Genomic DNA, 17,132 nt, shown 5'->3' with positions numbered 1-17,132 from the left:
CCTCCTATGTACATTTTGGCATTAGTTTACTCTATTCTTTATACAGAGGGAAGTTTCCTGCTACGTGTCGGTGAATTTCTCGTACAAAGCCCTCATTCGAGACATCCACCCAGTAAATTTCTGGTAATCGGCGAAACCAGGAGAGTTGCCGCTTCGCATATTTTCGAGTGCCCTGCTGAATCATCTCAACCGCTTCAGAATGACTACATTCACCCTCCAGATAAAGCATCAGCTCTTTATATCCCAGAGCTTGCATCGAGGTAAGCGTTCGAGAATAACCCATTTCCCGCAGGCGGATCACCTCCTCTAGCAATCCCTCTTCCATCATCTGCTCAACACGGCTGTTGATGCGCTCATAAAGGCTTGCCCTGGGCATCGTAAGCCCGATCCAGCAAATCCGGTAAGGGGATCGTTCTCGTTGCTGTACCTCTGCTAAGGGTTTACCCGTCTCCTTGATAATTTCAAGCGCACGAATGACACGGCGGCGATCATTGGGATGGAGTCGAGCCGCCGCTTGTGCATCCTTGGCGGCAAGAAGATTATGGAGGACCTCCTGCCCCTTCTCATCTGCTAACTGATTCATTTCAGTGCGAAAGGATGGATCTTCCTTAACCTCAGGAAGTTGATAACCATGGGTGACAGACTGGATGTAAAGGCCGGTACCGCCGACAATCATCGGTAGATGGCTTTGACTTTGCACCTCGGCTATCGTCTGCCGTGCCAATCGCTGAAACTCATCCACTGAGAAAGCTTCATCCGGGTCCTTTAAATCGATCAGATGATGGGGAATCTGTGCCCGCTCTGCTGGAGTCGCCTTTGCAGTACCAATGTCCATATATCGGTATACCTGCATCGAATCACCCGATATGATTTCCCCAGCAAAGGTATCTGCTAACTCCAAACTAAGGGCAGTTTTGCCTACAGAAGTAGGGCCGACAACGACGAGAAGGTTACCCCCCGCATTCAATGATGCCGAAGTCAAATTTGGAGGCCTCCTTTACAACGCGAAATCCAAGCCGTTCAAATTCCCCGCTTATCTTCCGTTCCTTGAGAACAACCCTTCGTTTTGCCACACGACAAGCCTCTGCGACGGAGATGGAATCTAAGGGAGCTGGATTAGCTAGCATTTTTAAAGCCTGCAAACTAGTGGAACCGATTACCGTTTGCCGAAACATCGGGTCGAAGAGAACGACATCATAGCTATCATCCTCCATTTCGCGCAAGAAATGACGATAATCTGCATAGCACACCTCTACGCGATGCATCGCTTCCAATAAACGTGGAGAATCCAGCTGATAAACTTTTAGCCCATAGGACACTAATGCAGCAACCACGGGTTGACTTTCAAGCCCTGTCACATTTCCTTCCTCTCCCACCACATGAGCAGCAACAATCGCATCGGAGCCAAGACCCAACGTACAATCCAATACCCGATCCCCTGCCTTGATTCCACTCGCTTCGATCAGTGCATCATTTCCCCCATGAGTAAGCTCTTTTACCCGGATAGGGGCCATATTGGGGTGAAAGAAAAAACCTTTTCCTTCGGTATCCTGCCACTTAGCACCTTCCGGGCCTACAATCACCGCCTCGGCGAAACCACTCCTTTTATACAGTTGTGCCATAGATAAATTATTTCGAGGAAGGTATGGAGCAGAAAGAAAGTGCGCCAACTCCTTTGCAGATTCCTGGACTTTCCCCCTAGGTTTGCGGATCGTGGTTACAAATGCCATTACATCACCCGCTTAAACATTTTCTCTATCTCATACGTGGAAAAGTGGATCAAGACCGGACGACCATGGGGACAGGTATACGGTGTTTCGCATTCCCGTAATTGATGAATTAAGCTCTCCATCTCCTCCCGCCTTAGATGACGATTCGCCTTTATCGCTGCTTTACATGCCATCATCTTCGCCCCATCATCCAATAATAGCGCCTGTTCCACTTTCTTCCCTGACTTCATCCAATCGACGATCTCTCGAATCATCGATTCTTCCTCCCCCTTTGGAAGCCATCGTGGATGGGAACGAATCAAAAACGCTGTCGTTCCAAAGGACTCTAGCTCGACACCCAACTCCTCTAGCTCGGGAGTCCGCTGACGAATCGTCTCAGCCTCACCTGGAGTACATTCGATAGTAACCGGGACCAATAATGGCTGTTGATCTTGGTTCTTCTCCTGCAACCGACGATAGAAAATTTCATAATAGATTCGTTCATGGGCCGCATGCTGATCCAGGATATAAAACCCACTCTCCGCTTGAGCAAGGATGTAAGTGCCATGAACCTGGGCCAAAGGCAAGAGATCATGGGGAATCCCCGTTCTTTTCTCATACATGGTACCTCGATCGTTACCAGAAGATGGAGAAGGCAACGTTTCTTGATCAAATTCTTGGTTAGACTCTTTGGCTTCCTGTATAAGTCTATCCTTAATATTAGGACCGGGTGTTTGCAAGACGTCCTCTCGTGAAGCAGTCGGCTGGGATACAGACGGTTTTTCTGAAAGAGTATCCTGAATAGGACTTAACTTCAAATAAGAAGAAGCATTCTCCCGGATTTCACCCTCCTCTACGCGTCCAATCGGGCTTTTCCACTCTCTATTCGGTGGCTTCGTCTCTTGCCCCTGGGATGGATTTTCTAAGCGCAGCCGGTCTTGGACAGGTCTTGAAACAGGGCGTTCCCGGGGACTTTTTGCCTCTGGAATTAATACCTGACGGCGGAAGAGTTGTCTTACCTCCTCTTCGATCAACCGGCACAACTCCTTCTCCTTGGATAAGCGGACTTCCAATTTGGCTGGATGAACGTTCACATCCACTAATTTCGGGTCCATCTCTATCGAGAGGACTGTAATGGGATAACGACCAATCGGGAGTAGGGTATCGTAAGCGCGAAGCACCGCTTGAACAATGGAGATGTTCCGGATAAAGCGCCCATTAATCACTGTAGAGATATAGGAGCGATTGGAGCGCGTAATCTCTGGACGGATGATCATCCCTGTCACCGAAAAATCCATATCTTCCGCCACAATACTCATTGCTTGACGTGCAACTTGTTTCCCATAGAGGGCATGAACAACATGAAGAAGTTTTCCATCCCCTGGAGTACGAAACAATTCACGTCCATTATGAGTAAGGAGGATCGAAACCCTTGGGTGAGCCAATGCTAGACGTCCCATGCTATCGGCCACATGGCTAACCTCAGTGTTGACGGTTTTCAAATACTTCAAACGAGCTGGCGTATTGAAGAATAGGTCCTCCACTAGGACTTCAGTCCCTTGGGAACGAACCGCATCCTCTACTGCAGTCGATTTTCCTCCATCCATCCGGACACATGCCGCCGCTTCCCCCTCTCCTGCTGAGGTAGTTAACGTCAAGCGGGAAACTGAAGCGATACTGGGAAGGGCTTCACCACGAAAGCCGAGGGAGCGGATTGAAAACAAATCACGCTCCCGCCGAATCTTACTAGTGGCATGACGTTCAAAGGCACGAAGCGCATCCTCTCGATCCATCCCCTGTCCATTATCCGACACGTGTATGGACCGGATTCCCCCTTCTTCGATAGCGACCTGAATCCGATCAGCTCCTGCATCCAGAGAATTTTCCACCAGTTCCTTTACCACGGAGGCCGGCCGCTCTACTACCTCCCCTGCAGCAATTTGATTCGCAAGGTTGTTATCGAGAATCCGAATCTTACCCATCAGTACCGCCTCCTGAGGATTGGCCTTGCAAACTCCGTTGCAACTTCTCAAGAAGGTGAAGGGATTCCATGGGGGCTCGATTCAATAAATCCCAATTCCGCAGGGATTCCAAGGCCTTTCTCTCCTCTTCCGAGTAGGGATCTTCCTTGGTTACTGCTGTCTCATATTGAAATAGATCCAGCTGATGCATTGAGAGCTCTCTTTCAGCCTCTACTCCCTCTGGCCGGGATTCTAAACCCTTTAAAATTACCTGTGCCCGGTAAATGACCTCTTGAGGTAATCCTGCTAACTGGGCAACATGAATACCGTAGCTACGATCCGCTCCGCCCTCTTCGATTTTATGTAAAAAGACAACCTCGCCATCCTTCTCAATACAGCGAGCATTCACATTAACTACACGGGAGAGCTCATTTTCAAGAGCCGTTAGTTCATGGTAGTGGGTAGAGAAAAGGGTTTTCGCTCCAACATGATCATGGATATACTCCACAATTGCCTGGGCTAAGGCCATTCCGTCATAGGTAGAAGTTCCTCTCCCTACCTCGTCCAAGAGGATCAAACTACGTGAGGTAGCTTGTCCTAAGGCTTGACGGGTCTCATCCATTTCCACCATGAAGGTACTCCGTCCACCTACCAAATCATCCGCTGCACCGATGCGTGTAAAGATACGATCCACAATCCCGATAACCGCTTTCTTCACAGGCACAAAGGAGCCGATTTGGGCCATTATGGTGATCAAAGCAGACTGACGCATATAAGTGCTCTTGCCCGCCATATTAGGCCCTGTAATCAATAACACCTGACGATTCCGTCGATCCAAATGAAGGTCATTAGCAATAAACCCTTCACCCACAGCCGCTTCTACCACAGGATGGCGACCACCCTCGATCTTCAGTGTATCATCTGTACTAATTTCTGGACATACATAGCGATACCGATTGGAAACGACTGCAAGAGAATGAAGAGCATCTACTTGGGCAACTTGATCCGCCAATTTTTGAATCCGAGAAATCTCACTGGCAATCGAGTCCCTTACCTCGTTGAAGAGCTTGTACTCTTTCTCTACCGATTTCTCTTCCGCCGTAAGAATTAATCGTTCTCGCTCTTTTAACTCGGGAGTTACAAAACGCTCGGCATTTGCCAAGGTTTGTTTCCGTTGATATCGACCTTCTGGTATTGATTTAAGATTGGCACGGGTTACTTCGATGTAGTAGCCAAATACCTTGTTAAATCCTACTTTAAGGGAACGAATCCCTGTCGCTTCCCGCTCCCGTTGCTCCAGCTGAGAAATCCATGAACGTCCCTCGCGTTGTACAGTACGGAGCTCATCCAGGGACTCATCATACCTTTCACAAATAATGCCCCCCTCTTTAATCGATATTGGAGGTTCTTCGACAATCGACCTAGCAATGTTCTTCACCACATCCAGGCAAGGATCCATCCCTTCAACCAATTGAGCGAAGGTAGGTGAGCTCGTGCCTGCCAGTCTTTTACGTAAAGCAGGGACCGCCTCCAAGGAGCGCCGTAGCGCATGAAGATCCCGACCATTTGCTGAACCATAAGCGATTCGCGCACAAAGACGTTCTAAATCGTAAACGCCACGTAAATGATCCCGAATTTCCTCCAGGAGAATCAGGTTCTCTACATAGGCTTGTACGGCACCTTGTCGGTTCTCTATCTGTTTTTGATCGAGTAAAGGTTTATCTAGCCATTTTTTCAGCAGTCGACTCCCCATCGCTGTCGCTGTCTGGTCTAATAACCAGAGCAAGGAACCCTTTTTTCGACCATCACGAAGCGTCGCGGTCAACTCTAAATTTTGGCGTGCCGCAGTATCAAGGACCATATATTGACCTGCATCGTATCGTTCAAGGCGATTCATATGAGCCATCGACCGTTTTTGGGTCTGTTGCAGGTAGGTATGAAGAATTCCTGCCACTTCTAACGAAACAGGGGACCCATAAGTATCTTCACAACCTGGAAATTGTCTTTGCAACTCTTCTTCTATCTGCTTTAGAGCAGGGAGCCACTCCCTTTTCAATAGCGTAATGTGCACCCCATGATGCCCTCGTAACTGATTTAAAAAGTGTTCATCCCCGCTTAAATCTGGAGACAATAGTACTTCCTTTGGGGAAAAAGCAAGCAATTCATCGATTGCTTGCTCCGATGATCCGGAAAGTTCCGTAACATAAAATTCCCCTGTGGAAAAATCAGCCGCAGCTATTGCATAGTGATCTTCACGCTTTGTCACCGCAACTAAAAAATTGTTCTCCTTCTCAGCAAGCATTTTCTCTTCCATAACAGTCCCAGGCGTAACAACGCGAACTACTTCACGCTTCACAACGCCCTTAGCCTGTGTGGGGTCTTCTACTTGTTCACAAAGGGCCACTTTATACCCTTTTTCAATCAAGCGTCCGATGTAAACGTCCGCGGCATGGTGAGGAACTCCACACATCGGAATTCGTTCCTTACCGCCACCATCACGACCTGTAAGAGTAAGTTCTAGATATTCTGAGGCCCGCTTGGCATCTTCAAAAAATAACTCGTAAAAGTCACCCAAACGAAAAAATAAAAAGGCATCCTGGTATTCTGCCTTAATCGATAGATACTGCTGTATCATCGGAGTGTAATTGGACACGTTCCAGCTCCTCCGAATTCTTATTTTTCTTGTTCATCATCGTTTTTTATTTTACCATGGCCCTCCAACCGGAACAAGCCACCCCGTTGTCATTTCCGACTGTAGGGCGGCAACTTCCAGTAGATACGAAAATCCTTCGACTCATCCCAAGTAATTCCCGAAAAAAGATATTGAGATAATGCATCTAAAAATTTTTGATAGGTTTTGTATTCAGGGAGCAGGGTTAATTCTCCCCAAAGACGGGAAGCTCGATCCCTTAGGACCTCCTTTTCCCCTTCATAGTATGCTTTCTGAACGGATAATTCATGGAGATCCCTTGCGGTAAGTTCAGGGTATCGAGCAACGATCAACTGTGCTGCGGCCAATACTCCTTTGCAAAGAGTAGGTGAAATCAACCAGCTAGGTAAGGTTCGATACTCAAAACCTCCATGAAACTGTAATCGGTAATCCCCAAGAAATCCGTATTTAGGACGCCTCTTGATCCCTCGTTGATCTTCAACAAGTACTAAAGGTAGAGCCAAGTAGTGATCCAATGCACGAAGTAATTTAAAGTTCGGGGAAACTCCACTAAAGTGAATGTGTCCTCCTAGGGGAAACTGATGATGAGGAAGTGCTCCAGCTAACCACTCGATATTGGGCTCATTTACCTTGTGAGAAGCCGTTCGTAGCCCCTGATAAAGACGAATGACTAACTCTCGTGGATCCGTTGTAGGTTCAGGACGCAATTCCACTAACGGTTTCTTCGCTCGATCCTGCCCATGCCAAATGGCATCACACCCCACTCGGCCACGTTTCGGAAAATATTTGGAAGCCATCACCAGATTTCCATCCGAATGCCGCATCATAAATTCCGGGTCGGCTCCCAGCATCACCTGCTTTAAGTTCACTGCCGCACGAGGAAGCATGCTGATATACTCGTGTACTGCATCGACAAAGACGGATTTCATCTCATCATTTAACTTGGGAGAAGGGTTTACATCGATGATCGACACTCTGTTGCCTGCTTGGATTGCTACACGAACTAATCCATAATCTAAACCAAGGGCGTACAAAGCACGAACAGCCAGTGTGCGTACACGCCGCACTTCTCTGCTATCATCCTCTAACTGTACTCGGGTAATTTGATTCCGGATTCTATTCTGTCCCTGTGCAAGCCATGCTTTACGGGCACGAGTACGATAGGTAAGCAATACATTAGTTTGAAAAACACAGACAATGTATTGCTTAAGAATTCCCACTTTCTCGGCGGTTGCTATCCCATGGATCTTGAGACAAGAATTTCTTTCCTCGCGTGAAGACGTTTTTGCAACAGCTTTTTTGTCGTTTAGGACTCGCATCGGCTCTGCTAAAGTCGATGGTGTACCCTCGAGGTGGATGGACGGGGCAAGGGTCTGCTCCGGGGTAACCACCTGATCAGAGACGTCCCGGCTGTTCGCGGTAGTGTCGAAGATCAGGTCGTATGATTCCATATCAATCCCCTTCCCGTATGTTTTTCGACTTTGATATGATATGTTGCTCATACCAAGAGGGTACATGCGGAAAAGAAAAAGGAGGCTGGTTGCCTCCGTGCTCTTCCTCCTATAAAACCCGGATTAATCAGCCATCCAGATCGTCAATTACCAAATTGGGGTCCAGATCTTCAAAATCAATATCATCTCCATAATCATCGACACCAACTTTGTCCGTCCAATCATCATCACCAGGTTCTACAACAACATTGACCTTCGTCTCCCCCACCATCTCTACATAAAATTCCTTTTCCACACGAACCAATACTGTACCATTTCCAGATATGGTTGCTTCGATGCAGTTGGGTGGTTGGGTGGCGACAGCATTCACTTCGGTCGTACCATCCCGCACATTTCTGTCAAAATAACTGAGTTGCACTGGTACACTGTAGCGTACCGTTTGGTTAGCTACTTCTGTCTTCGTGTTGCGATTTTGCGAAAACCAGATGTTAATGTCGTAGCTTCCCGTTACTTCAATTGCGTCACCGATCCGTGCGGCATCATACTGATGGTTAATGATCCAGCAACCTAAGATACTGGAAATATTATCGGGTGGCTGGACGGAGTGCGTCGTCTGGGAGAACTTACGGCCTTTGCCGGTAACAGCTTTCGTGATAATTTGGCGGGTTTGTATACCGCTTTCTGTATTTGACACGAGGCTCCCTCCTCCAAACAATCGTTCAATCAATTGTATGCAGGGCAGGAGTCCAGGGTGTCAAAAAAACCCTACGAGATTTGCAGGGTTTTTTCTAGTGGGTTATAAATAGGCCTCAGTTACAGCCGCAAGCACCGCCACTACCACAACCGCCACCTGTTTCTCCACCAATTTCAATCTCTAGTTTTTCAGAAACAACATCCGCTACCACTTTTTGAATCGTCTGTAGCAGATCGTTTACTTCCACTTGGGATTGCTGATACTCGCGGACGATGGGTAAACTCTCCATCTCTTGCTGGAGTGTATCCAGTTCCCCTTCTAACTGACGGATATATTCTGTCTTATGGTACGCCTTTGCGTGAACCAGTTCCTTTTGCTTCCGTTTGATCTCAGCAATCATCCCATTTACTTTCTCACTCTTTTGAATCTGCCTCTCTGCCAAGCGAAAACGCTGAATTTCTTCTGTTGCGAGCATTTTACTCCCTAGCAACGAAGCATACTGAAGAGCTGGATGACTATCACTCATTTCCATAGCCATATTATCCACCTACCTGCCCTATCTGAGTCTCTCCCACGAGCGTACCGGAGAGAGTCCAGGTTTTCGGCTCATCGATTCGCACTTGGACAAATTGACCAATCAAATGCTTAGGTCCGCGGAAGTTAACCAGTTTATTGGTACGTGTACGACCAGAAAGAACATCGGGATTTTTCTTACTTTCCCCTTCAACAAGCACCTCTACTTCCTGTCCACGCAGTTCTTCATTTTTTCGGCGGCTGATGGACTCCTGTAGACGATTAAGGCGCTGTAGCCGCTCCTTCTTCACTTCCATTGGTACATCATCTTTCATCCGCGCTGCTGGTGTTCCTTCCCGAGGGGAATAAATAAAGGTGTAGGCAGTATCGTACTCTACTTCCTCCATCAGTGATAGTGTATCTTGGAACTGCTCCTCCGTCTCACCGGGGTAGCCCACGATAATATCCGTTGTCAAAACCGCATCAGGAATCTTACGTTTAATTCTATGCACTAGGTCATTATACTGCTCTCGAGTATACTTTCGAGCCATAATCTTTAGGATATCACTATTACCGGATTGTGCTGGAAGATGAATATGCTCTACTAAATTTCCTTTATGAGCCAGGACATCAATCAAATGATCATCAAAATCCCGGGGATGACTTGTCGTAAACCGCACACGTGGAATACCAATCTGACGAACATCATCCATCAGATCTGCAAAGAGATATTCACGATCAGTAAAGTCTTTACCATACGCGTTTACATTCTGCCCAAGAAGAGTAATCTCTTGGTACCCTTTCCGAGCCAGTTCCCGTACTTCAGCCAGCACATCTTCCGGCCGACGGCTCCGTTCTTTGCCTCGGGTATACGGTACGATGCAGTAGGTGCAGAACTTATCACAACCGTACATGATGTTCACCCACGCTTTGAGACCATCTTCCCGTACCTTCGGTAGATTCTCAACAATATCCCCTTCCTTGGACCAAACTTCTACCACCATCTCTTTGCCCATTAATGCTTCAAATAGAAGGTGAGGGAGGCGGTGGATATTGTGCGTACCAAAGATGAGATCCACATGCTGGTGCTTTGTAAGGATCCGATTGACTACGCTTTCCTCTTGGGACATACAGCCACACATGCCAAGGACCACTTCAGGCTTTTCCGTCTTAAGAGCCTTCAGACGGCCAACTTCACCATAAACCTTATCTTCCGCATTCTCACGAATCGCACAAGTATTGATAAGAATAACCGCTGCTTCTTCATCTTTTTCAGTCGCTTCGTATCCCATTTGCTCTAAAATACCAGCCATCGTTTCACTATCATGAACGTTCATCTGGCACCCAAAGGTACGAATCAAATACTTTTTCCCTACCCCTATATTCTTCATCTCAGGTGGAATCGTATCAAATTCCAGTACGGAAATTTCTTCTTTTCCACGTTTTTTAGCTGCTTTCAAATCTGGTGGACTAAAATATTTGCGCATTTCTTCATTCATCTATTCCTCATCCCTTTCCGCTCAGGGTGAAAATTAATCATCACAATCTCTTTATTATAAACGATAAATATGACACATTCAACGAAACCGCTGATTCAAAGGGACCCCTGGGACACACGATCCATGGATAAACCGTATAGAAAAAACCCTTGGCAATACAGCATCGTTCCACTTAGCATGGACCTAATTGCTGTCTACCAAAGGTAGATTCACGATTAATCATTCTTCGTTTACAAGATTCCTAGCCTTTGCCCGGCACGGCCAAAGGCTTCTAAAGCATATTCTAGGTCTTCTCTTGAATGGGCTGCCGTTACAATCGTTCGTACCCGAGCCTGGTTACGTTTTACCGTTGGGAAAGCAATTCCCTGAGCATAAACGCCTTCTTCTAAAAGCGCATCAGAGAATTTCATGGCCAGCGCATCCTGCCCGACAATGACAGGAGTGATGGGTGTATCACTCTTCCCTGTGTTAAAGCCAAGCTTGGCCAATCCTTCCTTAAACATCCGTGTATTACTCCACAGCTTATCAATCAGCTCCGGCTCTTCCTTTAACACTTGAATCGCCGCTCGGCATGCTTCTGTCACCGCAGGAGGATGGGAGGTACTAAAAAGGAAGGGGCGAGCCCGGTGAATAAGATAATCCCGCAACACAGCAGGTCCTGCAACATAACCACCCAGGACGCCTACAGCCTTGGAAAGGGTACCGACTTGGATATGAACGCGGCCATTTAAATCAAAGTGATCCACAGTTCCTCGTCCATTGCGTCCCATCACACCACTTGCATGGGCATCGTCCACCATCACTAACGCATGATATTTTTCCGCGAGTTCTACAATCTCTGGCAGTGGAGCGACATCCCCATCCATACTGAAAACTCCATCTGTCACAATCAAACGGGTGCGGGCATCTTGCGTTTCCTTTAGTGCAGCTTCAAGATCTTCCATATCGGTATGCTTGTATATCCGACGACCTGCCTTCGTAAGGCGAATGCCATCAATAATGCTCGCATGGTTGAGTTCATCACTGATCACAACATCCTGATCCGATAGAATCGTTGCGAGGATTCCCACGTTGGCCGTAAATCCAGATTGGAAGACAAGGGCCGCTTCTGTGTGTTTAAACTCGGCAAGTTCTCGTTCAAAGTCTTCATGCATAGAAAAAGTACCAGCGATAGTACGTACAGAGCCCGTCCCTGCTCCAAAGCGTTCAATAGCTTCCAATGCCGCTTGTTTTACACGGGGATGGGTCGTCAAACCAAGGTAGTTATTTGAAGAAAGCTGAATCACTTCCTTGCCATTAATCACCACACGAGCTCCTTGATCTGACTCTAGTTCTGTCAACGATCGGTAGGTTCCAGCATCTTGCCATTGGCGAATCTCTTTCTCTAGGTACTCAAAGCCCTTCATCCCATTTCCTCCTATCTGTTTTAACCGTACATCACGGATAGAGAACCACTTTTCCTGAATGGCCACTCACCATTTGTTCAAAACCTTGGGCATAATCTTCCAGGGAGAATCGGTGGGTGATCATCGGCGCCAAATCTACTTGGCCAGAGTTAAGAAAACCTGCGGTCTGTTGCCAAGTTTGATACATCCTTCGACCAACGATACCATGAACTTGCGCTCCTTTAAACACGATATCGTTGGTAATATCCAATTCGATTGGCTGAGTTGGTAGCCCTAGCATAGATATCCGTCCACCATAGGTGAGCATGGAAAAGCCTTGCTTAATCGCTACAGCATTTCCCGACATCTCCAAAACCACATCGACACCTTCACCACCGGTCAACTTCTTCGCCTCCGCCACAGGATCCTCCTCTCGGGAGTTAACCAGATGAGTAGCCCCCATCGTTTTTGCTAGCTGTAGGCGATACTCGTTAATATCAAAAGCAATAACTGCCGATGCACCAGAAGCCTTCGCAACAGCAACAGCCATCACTCCAATCGGGCCACAGCCGATCACGGCCACCGATCTACCTGCGATAGGACCAGATAGCGCAGTATGCACAGCATTCCCCAGTGGCTCCATTGCCGAGGCCATTTCCGGAGGTAACTCAGGATCATTCTTCCACAAATTCTCTGCAGGCATTACGGCATACTCTGCAAAACACCCTTGCGTATCAACACCAATAATTTTCGTATTGGCGCATACATGGGCTTCACCCCGACGACACTGGGGACAATGTCCACAAACGATATGAGTTTCCGCAGACACATGATCCCCCACTTGTAAGTGGGAAACGCCAGCCCCTCTTTCTACCACAATCCCTGAGAATTCATGCCCAAAAACCATCGGTGTCTGGACACGACTTGCAGCCCACTCATCCCATGTATAGATATGGACATCTGTCCCACAAATGGTTGTCGCTTGTACTTTCACCAATACTTCACCCGGGCCTACAGCAGGAATCGGAACTTCTCGCAATTCTGCACCAAACCCAGCGTGATGTTTCACCAGGGCACGCATATTTCCTTCCACGGCGGACACCCTTTCCTACACACGTTCTATTAATCATAATGATTACAGGGGCATTATAACACTACCATGTAAAAAAAGCGAAACTGTCCATTCCAAAAAGACATTTTCAGAAATATCAATCAATAAGGATGTGACAGAATCTCGCTGTTTTTCCGATAGGAGAATATCACCGAAGAATACGCCAAGGGGATGGGCACATAAAAAAACGAGCAGCCCAGGCTGTCCGTTTTTTTATCGTTTACGAATCTCATCTTCTAGATTACGGATACGCACATCCCAATCCCCTTTCCAACCTTCTGTACGTGCTTCCTTAGCAAGGCGGAGGGCATCAGTCCATTCGCTTACTTCTTCATAGAGCAAGATCAAATGATTATAGCCTGGATGGGCAGGTAAACCGTATTGATATGGATCCATTTCATATGCCTTTCGTGCAACAGGCGCAAACTCAATCTGGCGTTCACAATAACGGATAACACGGTGCAAAGCAATGGGGTCATCATTTCGTTTGGGAAAGTACTCTTCAATCTTTTCACTAAAATGATCATGTAAGCTTAAGTACTTTTTAGCCTCCCACTGCTTGTGTACGCGAGGATCGGACTGAACCTGTTGTACTTCCTTGAACTTTCGCCTGGCTTTACTATAAATATTAGCTTCCTCAGCAGAAATCAACATCGAGCAGTCTATCTCATCATCCTTATAGCGAAACTCCGCTTCATAGTCCTCAGTATAGGCGAGTTCTCGTTCCCGCTGTGCCCGTTTCTCTTTTATATTCTGGATTGCCTTTGTAAGTTCACTTTTTCCTGTCTGGATTCCTTTACCTATGAGCCGCTTCGCTTCCCCCATCATTCTCTTACTATCTTCACTGTTAAAATTAAACAATTTCTTCGGCACGGCTTTACCTCCTTTGCTGACGGATACCCGCGCCTCGCTAATCTATGGCCAAACGGTTGCTATCAGTATAACATAATTTTACAAACATCAAAGAAAGTGATATGAAATGGACTATCCAATTATCGGAAATAGGGCTGTCCTACAGGAGAAGATGGTTCCCTCCCATAGATCAGCCCTATTTCTAATTCATTTTAGCTTATTTTTAAGCGAATTCTGCTACCAATTCATCAAAATTTGCTTGGGAAATCTTCATATCTTGTTTGACAAGGGGAGTCTCCTCGAAGCCAGCGATCAAATCTTCATAGGATTGCCGTTCTTTATTCTGATAGATCAAGCCAGTCACTAGTCCTTGACTTTCCATCAGCTTCTGCATCGCCATCATGCGATTGGTTGGGTCATAACCTTCGACATCATCCAGGCTGATCAAACTCTCTTTAAACCAATCATAGGTATTGATCTTATTGTAGGTAACACAGGGACTGTAGACATTGATCAAGGAGAATCCTTTATGCTTCAACCCTTCTTCGATCAAATGGGTCATCTGCTTAAGATCACTGGAAAATGCTTGTGCCACAAATCCTGCACCTGCAGTTAAAGCCATCTCTAGGGGAGCAATCGTCGCTTCAATGGAACCTTTTGGTGTACTCTTGGTCTTAAAGCCCATCTCACTCCGTGGAGAAGTCTGCCCCTTAGTCAAGCCATATACCTGATTGTCCATCACAATATACGTGATATCTACGTTGCGTCGGATCGCGTGGATAGTGTGGCTCATACCAATAGCAAATCCATCCCCATCGCCTCCAGCCGCTACCACAGTCAAATCGCGATTGGCCAATTTAAGCCCCTGGGCGATCGGCAAGGCTCTTCCATGGATTCCATGGAATCCGTAGGCATTGGTATAGCCAGAAATCCGGCCTGAGCAACCAATACCAGAAACAATGGCAACATCTTCAGGCTCATTGCCTAGATTAGCAAAGGCTCGTTGCATCGCTGCCAAAACGGAGAAGTCCCCACAACCAGGGCACCAGTTTGGTTTTACTTTATTGCGAAAATCTTTAAACGTGGCCATGGGCAAACAGCTCCTTGCATTCGTGGTAGATTTCAGCAGGTAGGAATGGGTTGCCATCATACTTACCGACATGTTTGATCTTCTCCAACATGCCCACATGCAACCTCAGCTGATTTGTTAGCTGTCCTGTCGCGTTATTTTCAACGACTATCACCTTCTTCGCCTTAGCAACTAAAGGCTCTACCTGCTCCGTTGGGAAGGGTAGTACTTGCCGGATATGAAGGTGGTTCACTTTGATTCCATCCTTCTCCAGACGCTCCATCCCTTCTTGAATGACTCCTCGGGTCGAATTAATACCAACAATCAATAGATCTGCCTCTTCATGTTTCGCATCGATAAATACCGGGTCTTGAAAATCGATGGGCCCTGCTAATTTTTGCAAGCGTTTCTCCATCATCTGCTTACGATTCAGGGGATTCTCAGAAGGACGACCTACTTGGTCATGTTCAACACCGGTTACATGGTGAAGTCCATTTTTCACACCAGGGATGACTCGTTGCGAGATCCCATCCTCAGTTAGTTCATATCGTTTAAAGAGTTCAGAGTTGGCCAACTCTTTTAACCCATCTGCTTCTGTAATCAAACGTCCACGGTCAATCTGAATTCGGTTGTAATCTAGGGGCTCTACTGATTGCTTTCCTAGGGAAAGCGCTAAGTCAGAGACGATGATAACCGGACATTGGTATTTATCGGCAAGGTTAAATGCCTGAATCGTATCATAAAAACATTCTTCAACGGTACTAGGTGCAATTACGATCTTAGGAATTTCACCATGAGTGCTATAAATCATCGCATTCAGATCCGATTGTTCCTGTTTGGTTGGCAGTCCGGTAGAGGGGCCTCCACGTTGAGTATCGACAATCACCGCAGGAGTCTCCGTCATCCCAGCCAGTCCAATGGCCTCTGTCATCAAGGAAAGTCCAGGTCCCGCAGAAGCTGTCAATGATCTTATCCCACCATAGTTAGCACCGATCACCATCGAAATAGCAGCCATCTCATCCTCTGTCTGTACAACAGTTCCACCAAACTTCGGTAGTGTCTTAATAAGATATTCCATAATTTCCGAAGAAGGAGTAATCGGGTAAGCTGCCATGAGGCGAACTCCAGCCGCAACGGCCCCTAGAGCGATGGCATCGTTACCGATCATATATAGCCGCTTCTTTCCATCGGAAGGCTCTAGCGTCAACTCTGCGAGGGGTTCACCAGTCTCTTTGAGAATGAAGTCTGCCCCTTCTTTGATCGCTTGCATATTTTTTTCTACCACTTGCTGACCTTTACGAGAAAACTTCTCTTCGATCACGCTTTGGAAGGCTTCGAGTGGCAAGCCGAGTAATGAACTTGAAGCTCCAACAGCCACCATATTTTTCATTTGAGCCAAACCGACTTCCTGAGCGATCTTAATAAAAGGCACAGAGAACAATCGTGCTGAGATATCATCGGGAACCTTCGGATTAAACTTTTCGTCCGCTAGGATGACTCCCTTGTCGTGTAATTCATGGGCATTTAGATCGATGGTTTCTTGATCAAACGCCACCAAAACATCGAGATCATCTGAAACCGCCCCCACTGGTTGCGTACTGATCCGGATCTTTGTGTTAGAATGCCCCCCCTTAATTCGGGAAGAAAAATGTCGATATCCATACAGATGGTACCCCAATCGATTCAACGCAGTGGAGAATATTTCCCCGGTACTATCAATCCCTTCTCCCTGTTGGCCGCCCACTTTCCACGAAAGCTGCTTGATCAAGTTCCATTCATCTCCTTTGTATCTACCCTGCGACTTGAAAACAATAGATGGATCCGCGAAGGGTGGGAACACACCTTCTTTGCAAAATGATCCGAACTATTCCGGCATCTCTGTCAATAGCTTGAAAAGTTGCTAACGACTAACCACTACCAGGGGCTCCTCTCCCCTTTTCGGGGAGGTCTATTGCAGGATGATGTTCTTTAATCCCTTTTTCGACTTCAATTCTAGACCCCTTGGCTGCAAAAATCAACCGGATACACGAGTATATCAGGGAAAGTTTCCCGATGATCCCTTTTTATTCATCTCTTGTTGTATGCTCTTTCTATCCTTTAAAAATCGGGTAAAATCCTTGCTATGAATGGGATTAATGCAGATTTAACCTCTCCAAAAAGAAATCATCCAAAGAGAATGATAACGGTTACAATTATTCATTAAATTCCATCCGATTT

13 protein-coding genes are annotated in these 17,132 nt (G+C 46.8%); all 13 read right to left on the bottom strand.

Annotated elements, in window-relative coordinates:
- Positions 1-31 precede the first annotated feature (31 nt).
- The 13 genes from miaA to BLV90_RS11025 all read right to left on the bottom strand — a co-directional run bounded on the left by miaA (position 32) and on the right by BLV90_RS11025 (position 16,683).
- On the bottom strand, positions 32-982 hold the full coding sequence (gene miaA / locus BLV90_RS11085; RefSeq protein WP_245726332.1) for a tRNA (adenosine(37)-N6)-dimethylallyltransferase MiaA: 951 nt from the start codon (positions 980-982) through the stop codon (positions 32-34).
- On the bottom strand, positions 951-1,730 hold the full coding sequence (locus tag BLV90_RS11080) for a class I SAM-dependent methyltransferase (RefSeq protein ID WP_091740769.1): 780 nt from the start codon (positions 1,728-1,730) through the stop codon (positions 951-953). The genes miaA and BLV90_RS11080 overlap by 32 nt, the downstream gene beginning before the upstream one ends.
- Positions 1,730-3,691, bottom strand: a complete 1,962-nt coding sequence (mutL, locus tag BLV90_RS11075) for a DNA mismatch repair endonuclease MutL (RefSeq protein ID WP_091740766.1) — start codon at positions 3,689-3,691, stop codon at positions 1,730-1,732. The genes BLV90_RS11080 and mutL overlap by 1 nt, the downstream gene beginning before the upstream one ends.
- Positions 3,684-6,323 (bottom strand): DNA mismatch repair protein MutS, encoded by a 2,640-nt coding sequence (mutS, locus tag BLV90_RS11070; RefSeq protein WP_091740764.1) that lies wholly within the window; start codon positions 6,321-6,323, stop codon positions 3,684-3,686. The genes mutL and mutS overlap by 8 nt, the downstream gene beginning before the upstream one ends.
- Before the next feature lie 89 nt (positions 6,324-6,412).
- Positions 6,413-7,792, bottom strand: a complete 1,380-nt coding sequence (locus tag BLV90_RS11065; RefSeq protein ID WP_177168021.1) for a putative amidoligase domain-containing protein — start codon at positions 7,790-7,792, stop codon at positions 6,413-6,415.
- A gap of 127 nt (positions 7,793-7,919) precedes the next feature.
- Entirely contained in the window at positions 7,920-8,486 is a 567-nt protein-coding gene (cotE, locus tag BLV90_RS11060; RefSeq protein ID WP_091740758.1) for an outer spore coat protein CotE, read from the bottom strand.
- Positions 8,487-8,601: 115 nt separating this feature from the next.
- On the bottom strand, positions 8,602-9,024 hold the full coding sequence (locus BLV90_RS11055; RefSeq protein ID WP_091740755.1) for a YlbF family regulator: 423 nt from the start codon (positions 9,022-9,024) through the stop codon (positions 8,602-8,604).
- A gap of 1 nt (position 9,025) precedes the next feature.
- Entirely contained in the window at positions 9,026-10,498 is a 1,473-nt protein-coding gene (gene miaB, locus BLV90_RS11050) for a tRNA (N6-isopentenyl adenosine(37)-C2)-methylthiotransferase MiaB (protein ID WP_091740752.1), read from the bottom strand.
- 230 nt (positions 10,499-10,728) lie between these two features.
- A complete protein-coding gene (locus tag BLV90_RS11045; RefSeq protein WP_091740749.1) occupies positions 10,729-11,904 on the bottom strand; it encodes a glycine C-acetyltransferase in 1,176 nt (391 codons plus the stop codon).
- 31 nt (positions 11,905-11,935) lie between these two features.
- Positions 11,936-12,976, bottom strand: a complete 1,041-nt coding sequence (gene tdh / locus BLV90_RS11040; RefSeq protein WP_177168020.1) for an L-threonine 3-dehydrogenase — start codon at positions 12,974-12,976, stop codon at positions 11,936-11,938.
- 231 nt (positions 12,977-13,207) lie between these two features.
- A complete protein-coding gene (locus BLV90_RS11035; RefSeq protein ID WP_091740746.1) occupies positions 13,208-13,867 on the bottom strand; it encodes a hypothetical protein in 660 nt (219 codons plus the stop codon).
- Between the two features lie 202 nt (positions 13,868-14,069).
- Positions 14,070-14,936, bottom strand: coding sequence for a 2-oxoacid:ferredoxin oxidoreductase subunit beta (locus BLV90_RS11030; RefSeq protein ID WP_091740743.1), 867 nt, complete (start codon positions 14,934-14,936; stop codon positions 14,070-14,072).
- Positions 14,923-16,683 carry a 2-oxoacid:acceptor oxidoreductase subunit alpha gene (locus tag BLV90_RS11025; RefSeq protein WP_091740741.1) on the bottom strand — a complete coding sequence of 587 codons (1,761 nt, stop codon included), beginning with the start codon at positions 16,681-16,683 and terminating at the stop codon, positions 14,923-14,925. Before BLV90_RS11025 ends, BLV90_RS11030 begins: the two co-directional genes overlap by 14 nt.
- Positions 16,684-17,132: the final 449 nt, after the last annotated feature.

It is taken from the genome of Marininema mesophilum (assembly GCF_900106775.1).
Taxonomy (GTDB): domain Bacteria; phylum Bacillota; class Bacilli; order Thermoactinomycetales; family DSM-45169; genus Marininema; species Marininema mesophilum.
The sequence above is the reverse complement of the archived record's forward strand: the minus strand, read 5'-3'. Positions and strand labels throughout refer to the sequence as shown.

What these genes read in the sequence shown, in the direction of transcription:
- BLV90_RS11080 (WP_091740769.1), bottom strand. Translation starts at nt 1,730, where the DNA reads ATGGCATTTGTAACCACGATCCGCAAACCTAGGGGGAAAGTCCAGGAA.
- BLV90_RS11065 (WP_177168021.1), bottom strand. Translation starts at nt 7,792, where the DNA reads ATGGAATCATACGACCTGATCTTCGACACTACCGCGAACAGCCGGGAC.
- miaB (WP_091740752.1), bottom strand. Translation starts at nt 10,498, where the DNA reads ATGAATGAAGAAATGCGCAAATATTTTAGTCCACCAGATTTGAAAGCA.
- BLV90_RS11030 (WP_091740743.1), bottom strand. Translation starts at nt 14,936, where the DNA reads ATGGCCACGTTTAAAGATTTTCGCAATAAAGTAAAACCAAACTGGTGC.
- BLV90_RS11055 (WP_091740755.1), bottom strand. Translation starts at nt 9,024, where the DNA reads ATGGCTATGGAAATGAGTGATAGTCATCCAGCTCTTCAGTATGCTTCG.
- mutL (WP_091740766.1), bottom strand. Translation starts at nt 3,691, where the DNA reads ATGGGTAAGATTCGGATTCTCGATAACAACCTTGCGAATCAAATTGCT.
- BLV90_RS11045 (WP_091740749.1), bottom strand. Translation starts at nt 11,904, where the DNA reads ATGAAGGGCTTTGAGTACCTAGAGAAAGAGATTCGCCAATGGCAAGAT.